The organism is Cytobacillus sp. FSL R7-0680, from assembly GCF_038009245.1.
Classification (GTDB): domain Bacteria; phylum Bacillota; class Bacilli; order Bacillales; family Cytobacillaceae; genus Cytobacillus; species Cytobacillus kochii.
In genome coordinates, this window is sequence record NZ_JBBPAO010000001.1 from 2,675,170 (window position 1) to 2,697,111 (window position 21,942).

Annotated in this window: 21 protein-coding genes and 3 riboswitches; of the genes, 2 read left to right on the forward strand and 19 right to left on the reverse strand. The window is 36.9% G+C overall.

Annotated features, from left to right (window positions below; translation table 11 throughout):
- Positions 1-13: 13 nt before the first annotated feature.
- A riboswitch (Lysine riboswitch) is annotated at positions 14-198 on the reverse strand.
- A gap of 124 nt (positions 199-322) precedes the next feature.
- The 5 genes from MKY26_RS13335 to MKY26_RS13355 all read right to left on the reverse strand — a co-directional run bounded on the left by MKY26_RS13335 (position 323) and on the right by MKY26_RS13355 (position 5,315).
- On the reverse strand, positions 323-625 hold the full coding sequence (locus MKY26_RS13335) for a YunC family protein (protein WP_095372006.1): 303 nt from the start codon (positions 623-625) through the stop codon (positions 323-325).
- A gap of 61 nt (positions 626-686) precedes the next feature.
- Positions 687-1,532, reverse strand: coding sequence for a DUF72 domain-containing protein (locus MKY26_RS13340; RefSeq protein WP_095372005.1), 846 nt, complete (start codon positions 1,530-1,532; stop codon positions 687-689).
- A 322-nt stretch (positions 1,533-1,854) separates the two neighbouring features.
- Positions 1,855-3,840, reverse strand: coding sequence for an iron ABC transporter permease (locus tag MKY26_RS13345; RefSeq protein WP_341097874.1), 1,986 nt, complete (start codon positions 3,838-3,840; stop codon positions 1,855-1,857).
- 4 nt (positions 3,841-3,844) lie between these two features.
- The gene (locus MKY26_RS13350; protein ID WP_095372003.1) at positions 3,845-4,813 is read right to left on the reverse strand and encodes an ABC transporter substrate-binding protein; all 969 of its coding nucleotides are present in this window, start codon (positions 4,811-4,813) and stop codon (positions 3,845-3,847) included.
- A gap of 355 nt (positions 4,814-5,168) precedes the next feature.
- Complete coding sequence (locus MKY26_RS13355; protein WP_157733904.1) at positions 5,169-5,315, reverse strand: lmo0937 family membrane protein; 147 nt, start codon at positions 5,313-5,315, stop codon at positions 5,169-5,171.
- Positions 5,316-5,474: 159 nt separating this feature from the next.
- Here MKY26_RS13355 and MKY26_RS13360 point away from each other — a divergent pair, with 159 nt between their 5' ends.
- Entirely contained in the window at positions 5,475-6,779 is a 1,305-nt protein-coding gene (locus MKY26_RS13360) for a lysine N(6)-hydroxylase/L-ornithine N(5)-oxygenase family protein (protein WP_307318387.1), read from the forward strand.
- A gap of 64 nt (positions 6,780-6,843) precedes the next feature.
- Here the strand turns inward: MKY26_RS13360 and MKY26_RS13365 are convergent, their stop codons facing one another.
- The gene (locus MKY26_RS13365) at positions 6,844-7,641 is read right to left on the reverse strand and encodes an SDR family oxidoreductase (RefSeq protein WP_341097875.1); all 798 of its coding nucleotides are present in this window, start codon (positions 7,639-7,641) and stop codon (positions 6,844-6,846) included.
- 117 nt (positions 7,642-7,758) lie between these two features.
- Here MKY26_RS13365 and MKY26_RS13370 point away from each other — a divergent pair, with 117 nt between their 5' ends.
- Entirely contained in the window at positions 7,759-8,313 is a 555-nt protein-coding gene (locus MKY26_RS13370; RefSeq protein WP_307318389.1) for a TetR/AcrR family transcriptional regulator, read from the forward strand.
- A 124-nt stretch (positions 8,314-8,437) separates the two neighbouring features.
- Here MKY26_RS13370 and MKY26_RS13375 read toward each other — a convergent pair whose 3' ends face one another.
- From MKY26_RS13375 to MKY26_RS13435, 13 genes are all read right to left on the reverse strand, one after another.
- The gene (locus MKY26_RS13375; RefSeq protein ID WP_095371999.1) at positions 8,438-9,526 is read right to left on the reverse strand and encodes an N-acetylmuramoyl-L-alanine amidase; all 1,089 of its coding nucleotides are present in this window, start codon (positions 9,524-9,526) and stop codon (positions 8,438-8,440) included.
- A gap of 502 nt (positions 9,527-10,028) precedes the next feature.
- On the reverse strand, positions 10,029-11,426 hold the full coding sequence (gene sufB, locus MKY26_RS13380) for a Fe-S cluster assembly protein SufB (RefSeq protein WP_095371998.1): 1,398 nt from the start codon (positions 11,424-11,426) through the stop codon (positions 10,029-10,031).
- Positions 11,427-11,497: 71 nt separating this feature from the next.
- Positions 11,498-11,941 (reverse strand): Fe-S cluster assembly sulfur transfer protein SufU, encoded by a 444-nt coding sequence (gene sufU, locus MKY26_RS13385; protein ID WP_095371997.1) that lies wholly within the window; start codon positions 11,939-11,941, stop codon positions 11,498-11,500.
- A complete protein-coding gene (locus MKY26_RS13390; RefSeq protein WP_095371996.1) occupies positions 11,931-13,160 on the reverse strand; it encodes a cysteine desulfurase in 1,230 nt (409 codons plus the stop codon). The genes sufU and MKY26_RS13390 overlap by 11 nt, the downstream gene beginning before the upstream one ends.
- Positions 13,160-14,470 carry a Fe-S cluster assembly protein SufD gene (sufD, locus tag MKY26_RS13395; RefSeq protein ID WP_095371995.1) on the reverse strand — a complete coding sequence of 437 codons (1,311 nt, stop codon included), beginning with the start codon at positions 14,468-14,470 and terminating at the stop codon, positions 13,160-13,162. Before sufD ends, MKY26_RS13390 begins: the two co-directional genes overlap by 1 nt.
- Before the next feature lie 17 nt (positions 14,471-14,487).
- On the reverse strand, positions 14,488-15,270 hold the full coding sequence (sufC, locus tag MKY26_RS13400) for a Fe-S cluster assembly ATPase SufC (protein ID WP_095371994.1): 783 nt from the start codon (positions 15,268-15,270) through the stop codon (positions 14,488-14,490).
- A gap of 434 nt (positions 15,271-15,704) precedes the next feature.
- Entirely contained in the window at positions 15,705-15,845 is a 141-nt protein-coding gene (locus MKY26_RS13405; protein ID WP_180316907.1) for a hypothetical protein, read from the reverse strand.
- 732 nt (positions 15,846-16,577) lie between these two features.
- A complete protein-coding gene (locus MKY26_RS13410) occupies positions 16,578-17,411 on the reverse strand; it encodes a MetQ/NlpA family ABC transporter substrate-binding protein (protein ID WP_328199008.1) in 834 nt (277 codons plus the stop codon).
- A 13-nt stretch (positions 17,412-17,424) separates the two neighbouring features.
- A complete protein-coding gene (locus tag MKY26_RS13415; RefSeq protein ID WP_095371992.1) occupies positions 17,425-18,093 on the reverse strand; it encodes a methionine ABC transporter permease in 669 nt (222 codons plus the stop codon).
- Positions 18,086-19,111 (reverse strand): methionine ABC transporter ATP-binding protein, encoded by a 1,026-nt coding sequence (locus MKY26_RS13420; protein ID WP_341097876.1) that lies wholly within the window; start codon positions 19,109-19,111, stop codon positions 18,086-18,088. The genes MKY26_RS13415 and MKY26_RS13420 overlap by 8 nt, the downstream gene beginning before the upstream one ends.
- 113 nt (positions 19,112-19,224) lie before the next feature.
- A riboswitch (SAM riboswitch) is annotated at positions 19,225-19,329 on the reverse strand.
- 87 nt (positions 19,330-19,416) lie between these two features.
- Positions 19,417-20,733 carry an O-acetylhomoserine aminocarboxypropyltransferase/cysteine synthase family protein gene (locus MKY26_RS13425; protein WP_341097877.1) on the reverse strand — a complete coding sequence of 439 codons (1,317 nt, stop codon included), beginning with the start codon at positions 20,731-20,733 and terminating at the stop codon, positions 19,417-19,419.
- Positions 20,734-20,813: 80 nt separating this feature from the next.
- Positions 20,814-20,919, reverse strand: a riboswitch (SAM riboswitch).
- A gap of 88 nt (positions 20,920-21,007) precedes the next feature.
- Positions 21,008-21,343 carry a hypothetical protein gene (locus tag MKY26_RS13430; protein WP_095371989.1) on the reverse strand — a complete coding sequence of 112 codons (336 nt, stop codon included), beginning with the start codon at positions 21,341-21,343 and terminating at the stop codon, positions 21,008-21,010.
- Between the two features lie 271 nt (positions 21,344-21,614).
- Positions 21,615-21,938, reverse strand: coding sequence for a thioredoxin family protein (locus MKY26_RS13435; protein WP_095371988.1), 324 nt, complete (start codon positions 21,936-21,938; stop codon positions 21,615-21,617).
- Positions 21,939-21,942: the final 4 nt, after the last annotated feature.

Here is a 21,942-nt window from a genome sequence, read left to right on the forward strand (position 1 = left end):
CGTTATTCTCCATCACGACTGTAGCTCCCCATTATGGTTAATATACCTCCATAATGACAGTGTTACTCCTATTAAGAGCAACCCCAACAAATAAATATTGACGTACCTATTTGCTTCGGCAAATCTCCCTTTTATCAAAGTTCACTGTTGTCATCCTCACATTGATTACTAATGATGATTTGCGCCTCTACCCCATCGGATTGATAAGGCATTATTCAATTGTTATACATTATATCAAAATATAATTATTTATGCAAAACTCTATCAAAACCTAAAATATTCATAAATTTATTATTTTTAAGATATAGTAGGATACTATAACCTATACCATTCTTAATAGCGCTTCTCTACCGATCATCCCTTTTTTAATGCCTAATTCCTCTGCAGCAAAAGTGACTGATTCAAGTGGTGCATCTATTAGCTGTTGAATCGTTTTTACCCCTACTGCTCTACCAGCAATGACATGGCGATCTTTTAATTTTTCATTTAATAACGCAACGTCTAATGCACCACACATGATATATCCTTTATCATTTGATACGACTAACAAATTAGTTTTTGGCAGCTCAACGGATACAGTCATAAACGTATGACCATCCAAAATAACAGGCTTTAATTCAACCATGACCGTCCCCCCTTCCCTTTAACAATTTATGTTATAGGTAGAGATTCGGTGTACTCATTAGTTAAAATAAACCGAGTTGTTTTGGAGCTAATCCCTCATATTCAATTCCTAATATTTCTAGAATTTCCTTCGCATTATCCGCTGCGTCACCACCAGAATTATTATTAAATAGTACATAGACCTCCTTCGCCTCTTTTTGTAATTGCTTTAATCGCTCTGCCCACTCCAATAATTCCTGGTGATTATAACGGTATAGATAGCGAACTTCACGCCAATTTGGTTGTTTTTTATTTTGCCATCCATGAACATTACGACCGTGCAAGCGGACTAGTACAATTGGATTACCGCAAGTATGCATCACAATTGGAACAGACCCCTCCCCTGCTTGTGGTTCATCACAAACGGTATGTATCCATTTCTCTTCCTTGATAAAATTTAAAGTACCTTCTATAAACGCATCTTGATACCAAGACTGATGACGAAATTCAACAGCACATGGTATTTCTCCCATTTGCTGTTTACACCAGCGTAAATATTGCACGTTTTCCTTTTTACAATTAAACCACGGTGGAAATTGAAATAGGACCATCGCTAACTTATTTTCTCTTATATAAGGGGCAAGCGACGCTTTAAAAGCAGCAAACATTTCTTCCTTTGTCTCAAAAGGAATCTCCCCCCTTTGATGCCCCGTCATCCCCTGATAAGCTTTCACAACAAATTTAAATGAAGCAGGCGTTTCCCTCACCCACTTTTCCCCGTTCCTTTCTGGCTGTACGGCATAAAAGGAAGCGTCTACCTCAACTGTTGGAAAATGAGCGCCATATTCTAATAGTTTATCTCGGTTAGATATACGCTCCGTATATAGGCTGTCATGATCTCCCCATCCAGTTAAACCAATCCTAATCATTCCATCACCTCATCTACCAATAATCTTCATACTGATTATTTTACCTAAAGGATATAACCATAAACAAGAAGGGCAATGAAATAAGTGAAAAAGAATCAGTCAAAACAGAAAAGAAGATTCTTAGAACATTTCATTGGCCCATTTTCTTATTTTGTGATTGTTCATCGGTATCGAAAAAGGAACCCTTACACAGTAATAAGGAAAAGCATATAGAAAAAGTAACTTATGGAAATGGTATAAATCAGATATTCGTTTTTTACTATGAGTTAAAAAGAAAAAAAATAACCCGAACCATTGTTCAGATTATTTTTTATTAAACAGGTTAACTCGCTTTGATTTTGTTCGTTTTTTTCAATAAATAAAGTAAGTATGGTGCACCAATTAAAGAAACAATTATTCCAGCAGGTATTTCTTTCGGAGCTAAAACGACTCTTCCAAGAAAATCAGCTGAAATAAGTAAAATCCCGCCAATTACTATGGTTAATGGCAGTAATTGTAGTAGCTTCGGACCGACCAGTTGTCTAGCAATATGTGGAGCTAGTAAACCGATAAACCCAATTGCCCCAACCACTGATACACTGATGCTTGACAACATAACAGCTAGTATAATCATAAACATACGCATTTTACTTGTTTTCACACCTAAACCAATGGATAGTTCATCACTCAATGATAAGATCTCGAATGTATTGGCCATATAGAGAATAACCGGAAATAGTAGTAACGATGTTATCATCACAATTACTAGATCACTCCAGCTTGTCCCATAGGTGCTACCAGCAAGCCATGTTAAAGCTTGTGATGCATGAAGGTTCGCACGTACTAATAAAATCTGTATAATAGCAGAACCTACCGCGGATACAGCAACACCCATTAATAATAGAATCATCGGTTGATAACCGCTCCGCGCACTAATAAACAATACAATTCCCATTGTGATAAGTGCACCAATTAATGCACCAATTGGAATAAGGACAAAGGGGGCTTGTGGAAAAACAATGAGAACCAACATCGCCACTACACTTGCACCTGAAGTCACACCTAAAACAGTAGCGTCAGCAAGTGGGTTTCGTAAAACAGTCTGCATCATTAAACCGCTAGCCGCCATCATCATACCAATTCCGAAGCTGACAACCACTCGAGGCAAGCGAAAATCCCAAACGAAGGTATTATACATCAATTCTCTTGGCAATTCTAAAAGACTAGTGAAACTTGTTCCCCCAAACGAAAGGCTAAACCCTACTAATCCAAGAACGGCGAGAGATATGAGGAGATAAAATCTTTTAACATGCTTAATTCGCACTTTCCCCTCTAATGCTCCTCCAGCAGTTCTCGTTTTCCTACTTATCTTTAAGGCTAAATAGACTAACCAAGGTGCTCCTATAATGGCCGTCATTGCTCCTACAGGTAACTCAGACATACTAGATATCATACGAACAAAGATGTCAGCACATATGAGTAAGCCTGCACCGACCACTATATTTCCTATTAGCATGGATCGATGCTTTCTAAATCCCATTAAACGAACAATATGTGGAGCCATAATACCAACAAAGCCAATTGGGCCTACTACTGTAACAGAGACAGCAGCTAATATAATTGCAATGCCCCAACCTATTAATTTACTTATCATCACATTTTGTCCTAATCCTACAGCTACATCTTCCCCCAACAGTAAAGCGTCAAAACGATGACCTATTATAAAGGCAAAAAGAAGAGTGAAGAGAACCCATGGCAAAGCAAATTGAACGCCACTCCAATCAAGCTGTAACAATGTTCCCGCTCCCCATAAAAACAACCCGGACACTTCATTTTCATATAAAAGCTGCAGGGCACTAGTAAATGAAGAAAACAACATTGTTACTATCAATCCAGTTAATGCGATTCTAATAGGATCCAATGCTCTACCTACTAAAAAACTAACAATTAAAGCTGCTATGATTCCTCCAAGCATCGTCACCAAAAATGGAAAGGCACCCTTTATAGAAGGAAAGAAAATGGAAAAAAGAACAACAAAGAAAAATGCTCCTGCATGAATGCCTAGTGTACTTGCACTTGCGAGTGGGTTTCTTGTCATTGTTTGTAATAACATCCCTGCTACGGCAAGTGCAGCTCCAACTAAACAACCAATTAAAAACCTCGGCATTCTACTATAAAGGAGAAAATTCAGTTCCTGCTCATTATCCCATACTTCCATCCAAAAGCTGAGTAAGCCTGTTGAAGCTTGTCCTTGGCTCAAGTGGATGAGACCAAGAATAATAAACAAGAGCACACATACCGCAAATAATAGAAAGGGTTTAACTCTCATAACATTACTTCACTAATGTCTCTTCAACATGATCAACTAAAGTTTCCATAGAAAGAACACTACCAAACGTCCACACACCTGCGCCTACATCGTACATCAAATCATTTTCTACAAAGTATAAAGAATTCCAAGCTTTGTTTCCTTCTAAATTATTAAATAACGGATCATCTTTTTGTACAGTATGAAGAAATATAGCTTCTTCGTACTTAGATACACCCTCTACATTTGTTGTAATAAAACCACTCGGCTGAGGATCTTGGTCCTGTATTTTATTCGTCAATCCTATACCTTCAAGTGTATGGCTCACCGTTGAGTTTTCTGTAAATAATCGAAAGGTCGGGGCTTGATTCGCAGAATAAGCTTGTGTAAAAACAAATTCATTTGTCTTTAATTGAGCTGCAGATATATTCTCTTTCGCTTCTGCCATTTTTTCCTCTAAATGAGCAACTGCCTCGTCAGCCTCTTGTTCTTTACCTACTAGCTTACCTGTCTGCTTTAATGTATGTAACATGTAAGCATATAAGTCTTTTTGAGCTTCCTCTGTAGAACTATCAAAAATCACTACAGGAGCTATTTTTTCAAGGTCCGCTTTAAACTGTTCTTGATATTCCATACCAATAATCACATCGGGCTCTAACTTTGCTATTTCTTCAATATTTGGTTCTGTTCTTAAACCAATATCCACAACACTATCATCTAATTTAGCGTCAATTGTGACCCACTTATTAAACCCCTCTACATCAGCTACTGCAGCTGGTTGTACACCAACAGCTAATAACTCTTCAGCCACGCTCCATTCAAGAGCAACTACTTTCTCCTGAACTCCTTCAAAGCTGCGTTCACCTGACGCATCTTCAATGACAATCGTTTGATTGCTATTATTCTCTTCTCCACTATTACTCTCTTCTTCCTTTTGCATACAACCAGCTAAAATGAGTACAAATAAAAGCATAATAAAATATAATTTCTTCATTAATCAAAGCTCCATTTCCAAAAAAATTAATTATCACAGCAATCTCATTCAAAGTGAAGAAAATTCCGAAATATTAAAAGCTAATCATTTGAGAATTTAATTTGATTTTAACCTTTCAACAATGATAATCATTCTCATTTTAATGTAAAAAATAGCGTTTGGCAATACACTATTTTTATTGCTCACACTACTATTCATTCTTTAATCATTTTAAATGCTCTTATCTTTAATAAAATCGTATATAATCGATATCATATCTTGAATGAACATTTCTTCAATCAAACGACACAATGAAAACGCCCACCTTCATTAAGGTGGGCGTTCGTTCTTATATTATTTACCCTCAGATGTCCCGTTAAGGTCTACGTCTTCCAGTAATTAATTGGAATAATAAAACGACGAGTGCAATAACTAATAATAGGTGGACAAGTCCTCCTGCGACATCAAAGCTAAATCCCAAAATCCATAAAATAATTAAAATACCGATAATCGTCCAGAGCATTTTACATTGTCCTTTCTGTTGTGTATTTGTTCGATACTCTTACATACCCCAGAAAAAAAACACTTAAACCTACAGAACATTTCTCTATGTTTAGAATATATGAGAGGAAGGGAAAATACAGAATAGATATTTCACCTATTAACGGAAGAAGGGATACTATTGGGCACACCTGTCGTTTATGACTTTATTGGCATTGGCTTAGGGCCTTTTAATTTAAGTCTTGCAGCTTTAACTGATCAAGTCAAAGAGATAGATGGATTATTTTTTGAACAAGAAGAGGAGTTTGTATGGCATCCAGGTATGCTTATAGAGGGCACAGATTTACAGACACCCTTTTTAGCTGATTTAGTAACATTTGCCGACCCAACTAGTCCATATACATTTATCAATTATTTACATACTCATGAGCGCTTATATGCGTTCTACTTTTTCAACCAATTCAACATTCCGCGCAAAGAATATAGTGACTATTGTAGTTGGGTAGCCCATCAATTATCACATTGTTATTTCAGCCATCGTGTAACAAATGTGATAGAAACAAAAGATCATCTTTATCAAGTAACTGTAGAGAATCTACTAAAAAAAGAAGTATCCAACTATTTAACAAAGAATCTCATTATCGGAACTGGCAGTATACCAATGGTTCCAAAGGGATTAGATGGAGATTGGCCAAACAATGATATTAGTCACTCAAGTGAGTATTTGTTTCATGAGAAGCAATTGAAAAGTGCGCATTCAGTCACTGTAATCGGTTCTGGTCAAAGTGCATCTGAGATTTTTTACGACTTATTGTTAGATCAGAAAAACCACGATTATGAACTAACATGGTTTACAAGATCTTCAGGCCTTTTTCAAAAAGAAGATGCCAAATTAGGGAAAGAATTTTTCTCGCCTGAATATATTCATTATTTCCATCAACTTGATTTTGACCATCGTCTAGAAGCATTAGATTCTTTAAATCAACTACGGAATGGCATTGACCCCGAAACTTTAAAGAAAATTTATAATCTGCTTTACCATCGTTCTATTAGTGGAGAAAAACTCAATGTAACTATCCAACCCTTAACAGAAGCGAAGAAAATAGAGAAAATAGAGAAGACGTACCATCTACATTGTCAACAATGGCAGCAGGAGAAAAAATTTACTCATCAAACGGAAAAGGTCGTCTTAGCAACTGGTTATAAACCCGCCCTACCGAATTGGTTATCACAATTTGCCGATGAAATTATTTGGGAAGACAATAAACGATTCAAAGTAACGGAAAATTATCAAATTGACTTTAAGAAAAAGAAAACAAATCATATCTATACCTTAACCAATATCGAGCATTCTCACGGGGCTAGTGCAACAAATCTAGGCCTATCTGTTCTAAGAAATCAAAAAATCATCAATTCAATTGTTGGAAAAGAAATATACCCTGAACCAACAAAAACGGTTTTTCAGCAATTTTCACCGAAACACTAGTCAATGTTGAGACAGTCAATAAAGAAACCCTGCAGATGAAAGTCTATTCAGCAGGGTTTCTTTTTTATTTTAGGTTAGCGACAGTGCCACCATCGACTCTTAAATCAGTTCCAGTAATATAACTTGCAGCATCACTCACTAGAAACGCAACGGCTGAAGCAATTTCAGTTGATTCTCCTTCACGCTGCAAAGGTGTTTTTTCTAGTAACATCTTCATATGCTCAGATTGACTAGCTTCCTGTCTACCCATTGGTGTATTTATCGTACCTGGAGAAACAGAAACAATTCGCGCCCCTTTCTGTCCCCACTTCCATGCTTGGTCTTCTACAATTAATAAAACACCTAATTTCGAAAAGCTATAGGCAGCACCAGAATTCGTTTGATAGAAAGGCTCCATCTTCTTGTGTAAATCTTCAGCTAACGGCGCCTTTAGTATTTCGCTATACGGCCCTTCCTTTGGCACCATATGTCCACTCATTGAGGAAATACAGACGGCAACTGTCCCTTTTTGTGCGATTTCATAGAAGGCATCTAAAATGATACTTGTTCCTTTTAAATTAACATCAACAATTCTTTTCGCATCAGCCATCGTCGGTGATAATCCAGCTGTATTGATGATGGACTTTAACTCACCTAATGAATCAGCCTTTTGCACCAATGCTCGAACATTTTCTTGATCTGTTATATCTACTGTTTGATAATGTACTTGAGCGATTCCTTTGTCATTTAACTCTTGTTGGGTCTGTTTTAATCTCTCTTCATTCACATCGGCGAGCAAATAGATATCTTCCTTGTTTAACGCTTCTGCAATCGCTTTTCCCATGCCACCTGTACCACCAGTTATTACATGAACATTTGTCACTTATGTTCCCCTCCGTTATACTTCAATTTACTATCACTTATAATTGTAAAAAAACAAGCCAATACAAACAAACGACATTTTCACACTAAATGTCCAATTTAAGGAGATGAGGAAGCAATGCTACAAAATACATCTGCGAAAGCTTATATCATCACAGCACTACTAGAGCTATTACATCAAAAGACATTCTCTTCTATAACAGTAAAAGAGATTGTAAAAAGAGCAGGCATTAGTCGCTCTACCTTCTATGTCTATTACTATGATAAATATGATTTGCTTGAGCAACTCTCAAAGGACATTATCAACGAATTTTTAGCCTTTTATCCTCAAGCTAAAAAAATGCACCATCCCCATTTAAAGGTTGAAGAAACAACCAAGGATATATGTAATCATGTCTTTTCTTATCAATCTTTTTATAAAGAACAGTTAAAAAACCCACAATTCATTCACCAATTATCACGAGAACTATCTGCAGCATTAATGCATGTCTATAACCATAAAAGTTACGCCTCCTTTTCTAGCTATGGCACAGTTGGCTTTCTGGCTGAATGGGTATATGACTCTTTTCAAATGACACCTGAGGAAGCTGCTATTGAATTAAGAAAGATAGGGACGACAGATTGGTCAGCTTCACATACAAACATGAAAACGGCGAACTCTAAGGAAAAATGATTATTCCATTAAGGATCTTTATTCTTTGGATATACAAGTCAATTGAATTTCTCTATGCAATAATATAAAAAAAGCAAGGTGAATACTTCCATTAAAGTAACCTTGCTTTTTATTTTATCTTCATTTATTTAACAAAAGTTCCTGCATTTAGTCGTCGTTGCATTTCTTTTACAACGAGGGATGGACGACTTAGTACACCATCAACAACCGTCCCCAAATATATTTGTAACGCTCTTACTGTATGAGGACCCATAAAACCATCAGGATTTGCACCAATCATTCGTTGTAATGCTTTTACCATCGGACTTCCTTGTTTTCCACTAGCAAAGTGAATCGTTCCATCATAGAAGGCATTCGTTACACTATTTTTCGGCTGATTACTGATGATACCATCAACAGGAGTACCAAGTGCTTTTTGTAGTGCTCTCGTTGTTGATTTTCCCCATTTTCCGTCCACATTCAGATTCGCTTTCGGGGCTATTTGTGGCTTCTTCGGCACTCCTTTTTTGATTTTTTCTAATAAAGCAATGTTTTGCGCCGCCGTACCTTGATAATTATTCATCCCATATTGCTTTGCTAATATTGCTCGATTCTTGAAAGATGAGTCGATCCCTTGTGCGTTAAGATAGTCGACAATACTATTTCCATTCTCAACCGGTTTTGGTTTTGGTTTCGGCTGATTAGGACCGGGGGAAGGGGATCCGAAATTTTCCTCTTCCTGCACCCCATCTACTTTATTCAAAAAATCCTCCCATGTAATGCCCTTATAACCCGCGCGCAATTGTGCGGGGCAGTTTTTCCCTGACCAATCGTGATGTTGTTTAATTCTACTCCGATCCAACCCATACTTGTCCATCAACATTTTGACTAATGCTGCTCCATTATTGATTGTCTGTTCATAATCTCCATCGGCATTGATGCACATTTCAATATGAATCGACGCCGTATTCCCCGGACCTCGCCCATCTCCTGCTGCCCAGCACATCACATCATCTTCAAATGACTGAATTACCATGCGATCATCCACTTGGTAGTGCCAACTAGCTTGTCTTGAATTTAAGTTCGACTGTAAATTAGCATGCATCTGTGCATTTGCTCCGATTCCCATATTTCCTGTTTGATGTGGTGTTATATATTGAATTTTGTTCCCTTTACCATAAGAGCGTTGATTAACCACTTCCTGAGATACCAGCTGCTTTATCACATTAACCATATAAAAACACTCTCCTTTCTATAATATATAAGTAAAAAGGACTGCCCGTGTGGACAGCCCTTCATAAAAAATACATATAGAAAGCCTATTTTCTCTATAGAATGGAGGAGTGAAAAGATATAATGATCAATTTACTGATTTGAGTATAAAAGACGCATTTGCTACTCTATTGTTTCAACCGTGTTGTTAATGCAAATGCATTTGGCTTCCCAAAATAGCGTAGTAACCTAAAAACATAATCGACATTCAAAAATTATGACAAAAAACGAACGAGTGGAGAAATTACTTGCATGCATCTCACTTCTGTAGACAATTATGAAAAAGTAGCATGACTGATTAAACCATAAATAACCTCTGACTTAAACTCAAAAAAAGAAGACGAACTAAAAAAGTTCGCCTCATATACTAAAAATAAACGAGAAAATAATCTGAATCGGCACGAACGTATTTTTCCTCTATTACTCCAAACAAAAAACCCTTATATAATAAGGGTTTTAAGCATTTATCCAATTGAACCTTCCATCTCGAACTTGATAAGACGGTTCATTTCAACAGCATATTCCATTGGAAGTTCTTTTGTAAATGGTTCGATGAAGCCCATAACAATCATTTCTGTTGCCTCTTCTTCAGAAATACCTCTGCTCATTAGATAAAATAGTTGTTCTTCAGATACTTTAGATACCTTTGCTTCGTGCTCTAATGAAATATTGTCATTCATGATTTCATTATAAGGGATCGTATCAGAAGTTGACTGATTATCCATAATTAATGTATCACATTCAATATTTGAACGTGCGCCAGTTGCTTTACGTCCAAATTGAACAATTCCACGGTAAGTTACTTTACCACCTTGTTTAGCAATTGATTTAGAGACAATTGTCGAAGATGTATTAGGTGCTAAGTGTAGCATTTTCGCACCTGCATCTTGGTGTTGTCCTTTACCTGCTAATGCGATGGACAATGTCATACCACGAGCGCCTTCACCTTTAAGAATAACGGCTGGATATTTCATCGTTAGTTTGGATCCGATGTTACCATCAATCCATTCCATTGTTGCATTTTCTTCACAAACTGCACGTTTTGTAACGAGGTTAAACACGTTATTTGCCCAGTTTTGAATTGTTGTATAACGGCAATATGCGCCTTTTTTGATGATAATTTCAACTACGGCACTATGCAGTGAATTTGTTGTATAAACAGGTGCTGTACAACCTTCAACATAGTGTACATGTGCGCCTTCATCTACAATGATTAACGTACGCTCGAACTGACCCATATTCTCAGAGTTAATACGGAAGTAAGCTTGTAATGGTGTGTCTACTTTAATTCCTTTAGGAACGTAGATGAATGAACCACCAGACCATACCGCTGAGTTTAATGCAGCGAATTTATTATCTGTCGGTGGGATTACCTTTGCCCAGTGCTCACGGAAAATATCTTCGTTTTCACGTAGGGCAGAATCTGTATCTTTAAAGACAATTCCTTTTGACTCAAGATCCTCTTGCATATTATGGTAAACAACCTCAGATTCGTATTGAGCTGAAACCCCAGCAAGATATTTTTGCTCCGCTTCTGGAATACCTAACTTATCAAAAGTTTGTTTGATTTCTTCAGGTACCTCATCCCAAGAACGCTCTGTTTTCTCAGATGGTTTTACATAATACGTAATCTCATCAAAGTTTAGTGCTGATAGATCGCCACCCCATTGAGGCATTGGCATATTGTAGAAGTGCTCTAAAGATTTTAATCGGAAGTCAAGCATCCATTGAGGCTCTTCCTTCATTTTAGAAATCTCTTGCACGATTTCTTTAGTTAAACCGCGTTTTGACCGGAAAATGGAAATGTCCTTATCGGCAAATCCATACTTGTAATCGCCGATTTCAGGTGCTTTTTTTGCCATTTCGTATTCCTCCATTCTTATGGTTAGAAAAATCCTTCACCATGATTTATTTTAACGTCACAACTCTATGACTACTTAGCTGTATCTTCCTCGTTCATTCCCTTTTCCATCGCCTTCCACGCTAGTGTCGCACACTTAATACGTGCCGGAAATTGGGAAACACCTTGAAGTGCTTCAATATCACCCAAATCGATATCGTCGTCATAATCTTTCCCAAGCATCATATCAGAAAAAATATGAGATAGCTTTACTGCTTCTTCCTTTGTTTTTCCCTTAATCGCCTGTGTCATCATAGATGCCGATGACATTGAGATAGAACAGCCTTCACCTTCAAATTTGGCATCAGCGACTTTCCCATCTTCGAGCTTTAAGGTTAACTGAATTCTATCTCCACAAGTCGGATTATTCATATTAACTGTTAAGCTATCATCTTCAAGCACGCCTTTGTTTCGAGGGTTCTTGTAGTGATCCATAATCACTTGGCGATAGAGGGTATCTAAGTTATTAAAAGACATCGCTGAAATACTCCTTCGTTTTAATAAGCCCTGCTGTAAGCTTATCAATATCTTCTTCTGTGTTATATAAATAGAAGCTTGCTCTAGCTGTTGCTGATTGCTTCAACCATTTCATTAACGGCTGTGCACAATGATGTCCCGCTCTAATAGCGATTCCTTCAGCGTCTAATACCGTTGCCACATCATGCGGGTGAACATCATCTAAATTAAATGTAACAATCCCTGCACGATTTGCTGCTGTTTTTGGACCGAAAATTTTCATGCCTTCTACTTCAGAAAGTCTCTCTAAAGCATAAGCAGCAAGCTTATGTTCATGAGCCTCAATTTGGTCTAAACCAATTTCTTCCAAGAAATCAATCGCTGCACCTAGTCCAATCGCTCCAGCAATGATTGGTGTGCCACCTTCAAACTTCCACGGAAGTTCTTTCCATGTAGACTCATATAAGCCGACAAAATCAATCATTTCGCCACCAAATTCAACTGGCTCCATATTTTCTAAAAGTTGTTTCTTTCCATAAAGAACACCAATACCAGTAGGTCCACACATTTTATGTCCTGAAAAAGCAAGAAAATCACAATCTAGATCTTGCACATCAATTTTTAAATGCGGTGCCCCTTGTGCAGCATCAACAACCATTACAGCTCCATGCTGATGAGCAATTTTGGCAATATCTTTAATAGGATTGATTACACCCAATACGTTAGATACAAGTGTAACAGAAACAATTTTCGTTTGGTCTGTAATTGTAGCGGAAACATCACTCAGAGCAATTGTTCCATCTTCTTGTAATGGTAAATATTTTAATGTTGCACCAGTTTCCTTAGCCACTTGTTGCCAAGGAATAATATTACTATGGTGCTCCATATAGGAGATAACAATCTCATCCCCTTCTGAAAGATTCGCTCTCGCATAGCTTGCAGCCACTTTATTTATACTAGTCGTTGTTCCTCTAGTAAAGATAATTTCTTCAGTGGATTTTGCCCTGATAAACTTGCGGACTTTTTCTCTGGCGCCTTCATAGCCGTCAGTAGCCCTTGTACCTAAAGTGTGTACACCTCTATGAACATTTGAATTATCGTTATGATAATATTTTTGTACCGCTTCAATCACTTGAATTGGTTTTTGTGATGTAGCACCGCTATCTAAATACACTAATGGATGGCCATTGACTTCTTGATTTAGTATTGGAAATAGCTCGCGAATCTCTTTTGCATTCATTATTGAACTTTCCCTTCGATCACAGCTGTTAATTGCTTTTTAACCCCTTCGATAGGAAGAGCATTAACTACTGGAGCAAGGAAGCCATGAATAACAAGGCGTTCTGCTTCTTTTTGTGAAATACCACGACTCATCAAATAATATAATTGTAACGGGTCGACACGACCAACAGAAGCTGCGTGACCAGCTGTTACATCATCTTCATCAATCAATAGAATTGGATTCGCATCTCCACGTGCTTTTTCGCTTAGCATTAATACACGAGATTCTTGTTCTGCATTTGCCTTTGTCGCTCCGTGCTCAATTTTACCAATTCCATTAAAGATGGAAGTAGCTGCATCCTTCATTACACCATGTTTTAAGATGTAACCTTCAGATGCTTTACCAAAGTGTACGATGTTTGTTGTAAAGTTTTGCGTTTGTTTCCCGCGACCTACAACGACTGTTTTCATATCTCCATATGAACCATCGCCGATTAAATTCGTTTTATTATCAGATACTGTATCGCCATCATTCATTAAGCCTAATGCCCATTCAATACGTGCATCTCGGCCAGCAACTCCGCGACGATTCACATATACAGTAGTTCCAGCAGATAAAGTGTCTACCGCTCCATAAGTTACTTTTGCATTTGTATTAGCAACAACTTCGGAAATGATGTTAAAAATGCCTTTGCTTTCTTCCATTGTTGAAATGTAGTTTTCTACATAAGTAACAGAACTATTATCTTCAGCAACCAATAATACATGATTGAACAGGTTTGCTTCTTGATCGTCGTGAATAAATACAGAGTGTAGTGGCTCTTTGATTTCTACATTTTTAGGAATATAGACAAATACGCCACCATTCATCAGTGCAGCATGTAAAGCTGTTAACTTATGTTCGTCAACCTTTACCCCATCTGTCATATAATATTTTTGTAACAGATCTCCGTGCTCTCTAGCAGCAGTAAAGATGTCGGTGAAAATAACACCTTGATCTAGAACTGTCTTTGATAAAGAGATATATGCCGGACGATTATTACGCTGAATATATAAATTTTGGTCAGCTGATTCTAAATTGATTAAGCTTCTTACTTCTTCTGGCAAGTCAGTTAATGAAGAGTAATCTTCACTTCCCACGATATGCTTATCAAATTGAGTGAAATTCCATTTTGAAATATTTGTTTTATCAGGCTTAGGCATTGGAAGATCTTCAGCTTTCTCCAGTGCGTTTACACGGAGATCTGTCATCCATGCAGGCTCGCCCATATCTTTTGAAAAAGAATGTACGTATTCTTTATCAAATGGTAACTTTATTTCTGTTGACATAGTGATCCTCCTAACTCTTACGCTTCTTGCTCAACTGATTCGTCTTCAATACCTAATTCTTTTTTAATCCAGTCATAACCTTCAGCTTCTAGTCTTTGTGCTAATTCTGGTCCACCAGACTTAACGACACGACCTTGCATCATTACATGCACGTGATCAGGCGTGATGTAGTTTAATAGACGTTGATAGTGAGTAATAATTAAGCAACCAAATTCCTCACCGCGCATTTCATTAATCCCTTTAGAAACGACTTTCAATGCATCGATATCTAATCCAGAATCAATTTCATCAAGAATCGCAATTTTAGGCTCAATCATCATCATCTGTAGGATTTCATTACGTTTTTTCTCCCCACCAGAGAAGCCTTCGTTTAAGTAACGTTGGGCCATATCTGTATCCATTTCAAGATACTCCATGTTTTTATCCATTTTACGAATGAATTTCATTAGAGAAATCTCTTCGCCTTCTTCTCGACGGCTATTAATTGCGGAACGTAAAAAATCTGCATTTGTTACGCCACTGATTTCACTTGGGTACTGCATTGCTAGGAATAGACCTGCGCGCGCGCGCTCATCTACTTCCATTTCAAGTACATCTTCACCATCTAAAATAATACTTCCTTTTGTTACTTCATATTTCGGATGTCCCATAATTGCGGAAGATAATGTTGATTTACCTGTTCCGTTAGGACCCATAATTGCGTGGATTTCTCCACCCTTTATCTCAAGGTTAACACCTTTTAAAATCTCTTTTCCTTCAATTTCAACATGAAGGTCTTTAATTGTTAATGTAGATGCCATGTTTATACCTCCGTAATAAAAAAGATTTGCACTGTTAAGTCAAATCTCATTTCTAGTTTAATTCTCACTTTATTCTCATTACAATCTTATAACAAATTAAATGTGATATCAACTCTTTGCACATATTAGACGATATTTCCACTATGTATATGTTGTAAACCTATCACCATCCATTATTCTACACTAAATTTAGCGAAAATAACTCATTTTTCTTCTATTTATATATGACTTATTGTTAAGTTCTTTTCTACTTGCATTTATGTCCAAATTAAAATCGGCATAATCATCTTGTTCATAAGCAATTATATAAACAAAAGAAACCAGATTTTTACACAATATATGGTTTCACGCCAACTTAACATTGACGTAATTAAATCTCATTTTCATTTATTATATACAAAAAGAGCCGTCTAACTGACAGCTCTCCTCTTTATTTAAGCATGTGCTTTACGTTCGATATCGGCAACAATTCTTTGACTCTTTAAGTAATCTTTTTCACGCTGTTTTTCTACGCGCATCCTTACATCCTGTCTTTGGCAATACGTTTCATAACCTACTCCATATGCTCCGTGCATGGCCTTTTCCATTTCGCTTGTGTAATTCAGCTGTAGCTGACTAATAATGAATCAATCCTTTCAAATTTTCGCCGTTTAAAGCGTTATAATGATTACAATAAAAATACTACACTATAAACTTACCCGACTCAAACACGATAAAACACGAAAATACGCTTTTTTACTGAATTTATCGTGATTGGTTTTATCCACCTCTTTTATTCATAAATTCATGGGTCAATACTTACAAATATTCACCTTTACTCATACAAAAGTTAGGAATGACTATTTTGTCTGTGCAAAACACCTCTAATCAACAGTTAAGGTCACCTTTGTAAGATTAAGCAATATACAGAGAATTATTATTTGTTTTTTATTAAGATTTTTATTTTCAACTTCTGATATACGATCTAATCGGTTTTTGTTCTGCTATCTTTGCAATTTTCTCTCTCGTTCGCAAGCCGCTTTTATTAGCAATTTTTCGTATCCTTAACCTTGATGTACGCTGAAAACCGATCATGGGGAAAAGCTTGTAAATTATATTTATCATTTTCTTTCTTAATAATACAAATTTTCCTCACTTCTTGTTTCTATCAAATCAAATTCAGGGATTCTTCAAAAGCAATCTACCTTATCTCCATCAATTGTCCTAGTTAGTCCCAAAAGGTGATTGACTCAGTGGAATATATCTTTTACATCGCCTTACCAAAAAAAGAAGCCTACAACTAAGTAGACTTCTTTAATAAATTTCTATTATTCAGTAACAGGTACAACTGCACCTTCATATTGTTCTTCAATGAAATTTTGGATTTCTTCAGAGTGTAATACTTCTAGTAGTGCTTTTATTTCTTCTTTGTCTTCATCCCCAGCTCTAACTGCGATTACATTCACATATGGAGAATCACTTTCTTCAAGTGCAATTGCATCTTCCACTGGATTTAAGCCAGCATCAATTGCATAGTTAGAGTTAATTAGAACTGCGTCACCTTCTCCATTATTATATATTTGTGGAAGAAGTGCTGCTTCATACTCCGTATCAAACTTTAGATTTTTCGTATTTTCCTCAATATCATCAATTGTCGCTGTCGTTTTATCGACATCAGCTTTTAGTGTAATCAAACCTTCCTTTTCTAACATTGTCAAAATACGACCATGGTCAGGTACAGAGCTACTCATAATAACTGTTGCTCCTTCTGGAAGATCATCTAAGCTATCATATTCTTGTGAATAAACACCAATTGGCTCGATATGAACACCACCAGCATTAACAAAATCATAATCATTTTCAGCCATTTGAGATTCTAAATAAGGGATATGTTGGAAATAGTTCGCATCAATATCGCCACCCTCTAACGCTTGGTTCGGTACAATATAATCTTGGAACGTTGTGATATCCAGCTCAATTCCTTTTTCTTCTAATAAAGGTTTTGCTTCATTAAGGATTTCAGCATGCGGTACGTTAGATGCCCCAATTTTTAATGTTTTTGTTCCTTCATCAGATCCTTCGCTACCTTCATCTGAAGATCCACAGGCAGCAATAAATAATGCAACAGCTGCAATCATTAAAACAGATAACCATTTTTTCATTTTTTTAGCTCTCCTATCGTTTGTCTAGTTTGGAAGTAATCAAATCACCAATCATTTGGATGATAAACACGATAATTAAGATAATAATCGTTGCAATCCATACAACGTCATATCTACTTCTTTGGAAACCTTCTAAGTAGGCAAGGTTCCCTAATCCTCCTGCACCTATGACACCTGCCATTGCCGTATATCCGACTAGCGCAATCGCTGTAACGGTAATACCCGAAACAAGCGCTGGCATAGATTCAGGGATGAGTACTTTCCATATAATTGTACTTGTTTTTGCACCCATCGATTTAGAGGCTTCAATGACACCTTTATCAATCTCACGTAAGCCAATTTCCACCATTCTTGCATAGAAAGGTGCTGCACCAATAATGAGTGCTGGTAATGCTGCATTTTCACCAATCATTGTCCCTAAAATCATTTTTGTGAAAGGGATTAATAACACAATCAAGATTAAAAACGGAATGGATCGAAAGACATTGACGAATGCCGCAATGATCTTATTAACTAGCTGATTTTGCCATATATTACCTTTAGAGGTTAAGAACAAAAGTAATCCAAGAATAATTCCTAAAATAAACGTGGCTATAACAGAAATACTTGTCATATATAAAGTTTCTTTTGTTGCTTCCCACATTCTTTCCCAATCCACATTTGGTAGCCATTCATTAAGCATGGGAAATCACCTCCACGCCAACCTTCTGCGAATGAATATATTCAATCGCGCGGGTAACCTCATCCGACTTTCCATCTATATGAATAAATAAGGTACCGTAAGAGCCACTTTGTGTTTGGGATATCTTTCCTTGTAATACATTCACTGTTACATTGTAGTGGCGAATTAAGTTTGTGATTAATGGTTGTTCCACTGAACCACCTACAAATCCAAGTTGAACAATTTGGCCATTTGGATAAGCACTCAGTAAATGTGTAATCGTTTCCTTCGTTTCTTCCGGTTCGGTCACTTGTTGAACAAATCGCTTCGTAATAGGTTCTTTTGGCTTTTGGAACACATCTAGCACTTCGCCAATTTCAACAATTCTTCCACCTTCCATGACAGCCACACGGTGGCAAATCTTGCGAATGACATGCATTTCATGCGTAATTAACACAATAGTTAACCCTAAACGTTCATTAATATCAACAAGTAAGTCGAGAATACTATCAGTTGTTTGCGGATCTAGAGCACTTGTCGCCTCATCACATAACAGTACTTTAGGATTATTGGCAAGTGCTCTAGCAATACCTACTCGCTGTTTTTGTCCACCGCTTAATTGCGAGGGATAGGCATCCTCTCGACCATCTAGTCCAACCAATTTAATTAATTCATTAACTCTCTCTAGTCGCGCTTTCTTAGGTACACCAGCAATTTCTAATGGAAACGCAATGTTTTCTCGTACTGTTCGAGACCACAATAAATTAAAATGTTGGAAAATCATGCTTATTTCTTGTCTAGCCTTTCTTAAGCTAGCACCTTTTATGCGAGAAACTTCATTCCCAGCTACAGATACAACGCCTTCAGTCGGGATTTCAAGTCCATTTAACATACGAATCAATGTACTTTTACCCGCACCACTGTATCCGATTACACCGAATATTTCACCCTCGTTAATTTCGAGGTTAACATTGTCTACTGCATTTACTTTCCCGTTTTTCGTTGAGAAAATCTTTTTTACATCTTTTATTGAAATCATTTTATACTTCACCTCTTCAATCCAGAAAAACCAACACATTTATAGCATATCCATTGTTTATAAAAAAAGCCTTCCTGCTTATGAGCAGAAAGGCTTGTTATGAAAATTCCTTTCTCTCATCTTTCAAAGCTAATGCTTTGAGTGAATTGGCACCATTTCAATTAAATGACGGTTGCCGGGCTTCAAAGGGCACTTCCCTCCACCTCTCTAAATAAGAGCAAACTATGAATATATTGAATTTTTTTGTGTACCTGTGTAATAGTATCATGTCATTGAAGTAGGTGTCAAATCTGAAATAATAGTTGTTAGACCCTTATATTTAATGAAGCAATACCGGTTGCCGCTTCAATAGCAGATTCAAGATCATCGATCAAATCTTCTACATTTTCAATTCCAATTGATAATCGGATTAAGTCTTCAGGTACACCTGCTTGTTTTAACCCATCTTGATTAAGTTGTTGATGCGTTGTGCTTGCTGGATGTATAATAAGACTTTTTGCATCACCTACATTCGCTACATGTGCGAACAGCTCAACCGAATTAATAACCTTCGCACCTGCTTCACGCCCACCAGATATGCCAAAAACGACAACTGCCCCTGCACCTTTAGATAAATATTTGTCTGCTAATTCTTTATTAGGATGGTTGTCATCGCCCGGATAAAGTACCCAATTAACAGCAGAGTGATTATTTAAATATTGCACAATTTTTTTCGTATTAGCAATATGTTCTTTCATTCGAACCGTTAACGTTTCTAAACCTAACGTAAATTGGAAGGCGCTTTGTGCACTTAGTGCTGGACCTAAATCTCTTAGAAGCTGCACTCTCGCTTTAGTAATATATGCTACAGGGCCAAGTGCCTCACTATATACTAAATCGTTATAGCTTGTATCCGGCTGACTTAATCCTGGATACTTCTCTGAGTTCCAATCAAATTTACCACCGTCAACAATGATCCCCCCCATTGTCGTCCCATTCCCAAGTAACCATTTCGTAGCAGAATGAACAACAATATCTGCGCCATGCTCAATCGGCCGACATAGATAAGGAGTTGCAAATGTGTTATCAACCACTAACGGCACACCATGTTCATGGGCGATATTTGAAACTGTTTCAATATCTAGTACTTGTAAACTCGGGTTACCAATGGTTTCGGCAAATACAGCTCGTGTCTTCTCATTGATTGCTGCTCGTAGTTCCTCTTCATTATTAATATCGATAAGCCTAACGTTGATGCCGTACTTTGGTAAAGTGACTGTAAATAAATTATATGTACCTCCATATAAATTAGAGGCAGCTACAATTTCATCACCCGCTTGAACAATATTAAGAAGAGCTAAGTAAATGGCTGCTTGCCCGCTTGCTAATGCTAATGCGCCTGTTCCCCCTTCTAACAATGCAACTCTTTCCTCAAACACAGTAACCGTTGGATTATGAATACGAGAATAAATATATCCTGTTTCTTTTAAGCCAAATAAGTCTTGCGCATGCTCTGTATTCTGGAATTGATAAGCATTATTTTGATAGATTGGGACCGCTCTTGCCCCTGTTACTGGATCAGGTTTTAGCCCACCATGAACACCAATTGTTTCAAATCGAAGTTGCTTTTCTTTTTCTGCCATTTTACATCTCTCCTCTTTTTTAAATTGGAAAGAAAAGACGACCAAAAACCCTCTTCACAAAGAAGAGGGTTTATCATCTCTTCTTATCTACCAGAGCTTTTATGCTCTGCTGGAATTAGCACCGTGTATCAAACAACCGGTTGCCGGGTTTCATAGGGCCAGTCCCTCCACCACTCTCGATAAGAATATTTAATTTTCTAATTATTCTAAGGATAGAATAACAACCTTTTTTTGGGAAGTCAATCTTTTTTTAGGACATTTGATGTATTTATGATTATTTTTGATTTAATACGAAAATGGCATCTAATTTTAATAATTGTCTAAAAGTCGACTTAAGGATGATATGCTTTTCATCCACTTGTTTCTTTAGACTCGTACGCCCTTGAAGCAAAGAATGAAAGTGGTCAGCAGTAGTTTGAATGTTTATATGATAATTTTTCAATGGGCGAGTATGTTTAATTAGCAGCCTTTTACGGTCTAATGTCAAATACATTAGATTTTGTTCTAATTCTACTCGAATCCTTATAGGTTCCTTTAACATCATTAAAATATGATCATTTACTCTTAAAGATTGATTAAAATGATAAATGAGTTCCTCTATTGAAACCACCCCCAGCCCGCGTCTTATATTCTATAATTCTGTTCCAAGAAATGATTTCCTTCTCCTAACTATCGACTTTAACTGACAGAACATTTATTTCCAACAATGTTCACAACCTATTTCCCGAGAAATATGTCAAAAGCTAGACTTATCGACAGAAAAAAGAAATATCCCATCGATTCATCTGCCTAGAATGAGTGAGGGGTGTAATTAAACATTTACGCAACCCCCCTTGATTAAAAGCATAAGAAAACCACTTATTCCTAAACAATAAGTGGTTTTAAAATTGAGACTGTAATTCATATGATTGAATTTGTTCAAGTAAATAAGGTACTGAATGGAAAGCATAAAGCTTATCAACTAACTCTCCTTTTTTAAACACAAGTAAACACGGTACACTTTCAATTTCATACTTTTCTGCCACTGCTGGCAAAAAATTCAGGTCGGCTTTACCTATAGGAAGGTTCTGCAACAGTTGCTCAGTAATTGTTAGCATTTTCCCGGCAACTTGACATGTCCCACACATAGGAGTAAATAAATAAAATAAGCCGGATTGCTTCCTTGCGATCAAATCATTTAAGTCATTGTTTGACCAGTCAATCATGTTA

What these genes read in the sequence shown, in the direction of transcription:
- MKY26_RS13410 (WP_328199008.1), bottom strand. Translation starts at nt 17,411, where the DNA reads ATGAAAAAATGGTTATCTGTTTTAATGATTGCAGCTGTTGCATTATTT.
- MKY26_RS13435 (WP_095371988.1), bottom strand. Translation starts at nt 21,938, where the DNA reads ATGATTGACTGGTCAAACAATGACTTAAATGATTTGATCGCAAGGAAG.
- MKY26_RS13415 (WP_095371992.1), bottom strand. Translation starts at nt 18,093, where the DNA reads ATGCTTAATGAATGGCTACCAAATGTGGATTGGGAAAGAATGTGGGAA.
- MKY26_RS13425 (WP_341097877.1), bottom strand. Translation starts at nt 20,733, where the DNA reads ATGGCAGAAAAAGAAAAGCAACTTCGATTTGAAACAATTGGTGTTCAT.
- MKY26_RS13405 (WP_180316907.1), bottom strand. Translation starts at nt 15,845, where the DNA reads ATGCACGGAGCATATGGAGTAGGTTATGAAACGTATTGCCAAAGACAG.
- MKY26_RS13345 (WP_341097874.1), bottom strand. Translation starts at nt 3,840, where the DNA reads ATGAGAGTTAAACCCTTTCTATTATTTGCGGTATGTGTGCTCTTGTTT.
- MKY26_RS13370 (WP_307318389.1), top strand. Translation starts at nt 7,759, where the DNA reads ATGCTACAAAATACATCTGCGAAAGCTTATATCATCACAGCACTACTA.
- MKY26_RS13335 (WP_095372006.1), bottom strand. Translation starts at nt 625, where the DNA reads ATGGTTGAATTAAAGCCTGTTATTTTGGATGGTCATACGTTTATGACT.
- MKY26_RS13420 (WP_341097876.1), bottom strand. Translation starts at nt 19,111, where the DNA reads ATGATTTCAATAAAAGATGTAAAAAAGATTTTCTCAACGAAAAACGGG.
- MKY26_RS13355 (WP_157733904.1), bottom strand. Translation starts at nt 5,315, where the DNA reads ATGCTCTGGACGATTATCGGTATTTTAATTATTTTATGGATTTTGGGA.
- sufB (WP_095371998.1), bottom strand. Translation starts at nt 11,426, where the DNA reads ATGGCAAAAAAAGCACCTGAAATCGGCGATTACAAGTATGGATTTGCC.
- MKY26_RS13350 (WP_095372003.1), bottom strand. Translation starts at nt 4,813, where the DNA reads ATGAAGAAATTATATTTTATTATGCTTTTATTTGTACTCATTTTAGCT.
- sufU (WP_095371997.1), bottom strand. Translation starts at nt 11,941, where the DNA reads ATGTCTTTTAATAACTTAGATACCCTCTATCGCCAAGTGATTATGGAT.
- MKY26_RS13340 (WP_095372005.1), bottom strand. Translation starts at nt 1,532, where the DNA reads ATGATTAGGATTGGTTTAACTGGATGGGGAGATCATGACAGCCTATAT.
- MKY26_RS13390 (WP_095371996.1), bottom strand. Translation starts at nt 13,160, where the DNA reads ATGAATGCAAAAGAGATTCGCGAGCTATTTCCAATACTAAATCAAGAA.
- MKY26_RS13375 (WP_095371999.1), bottom strand. Translation starts at nt 9,526, where the DNA reads ATGGTTAATGTGATAAAGCAGCTGGTATCTCAGGAAGTGGTTAATCAA.
- sufD (WP_095371995.1), bottom strand. Translation starts at nt 14,470, where the DNA reads ATGTCAACAGAAATAAAGTTACCATTTGATAAAGAATACGTACATTCT.
- sufC (WP_095371994.1), bottom strand. Translation starts at nt 15,270, where the DNA reads ATGGCATCTACATTAACAATTAAAGACCTTCATGTTGAAATTGAAGGA.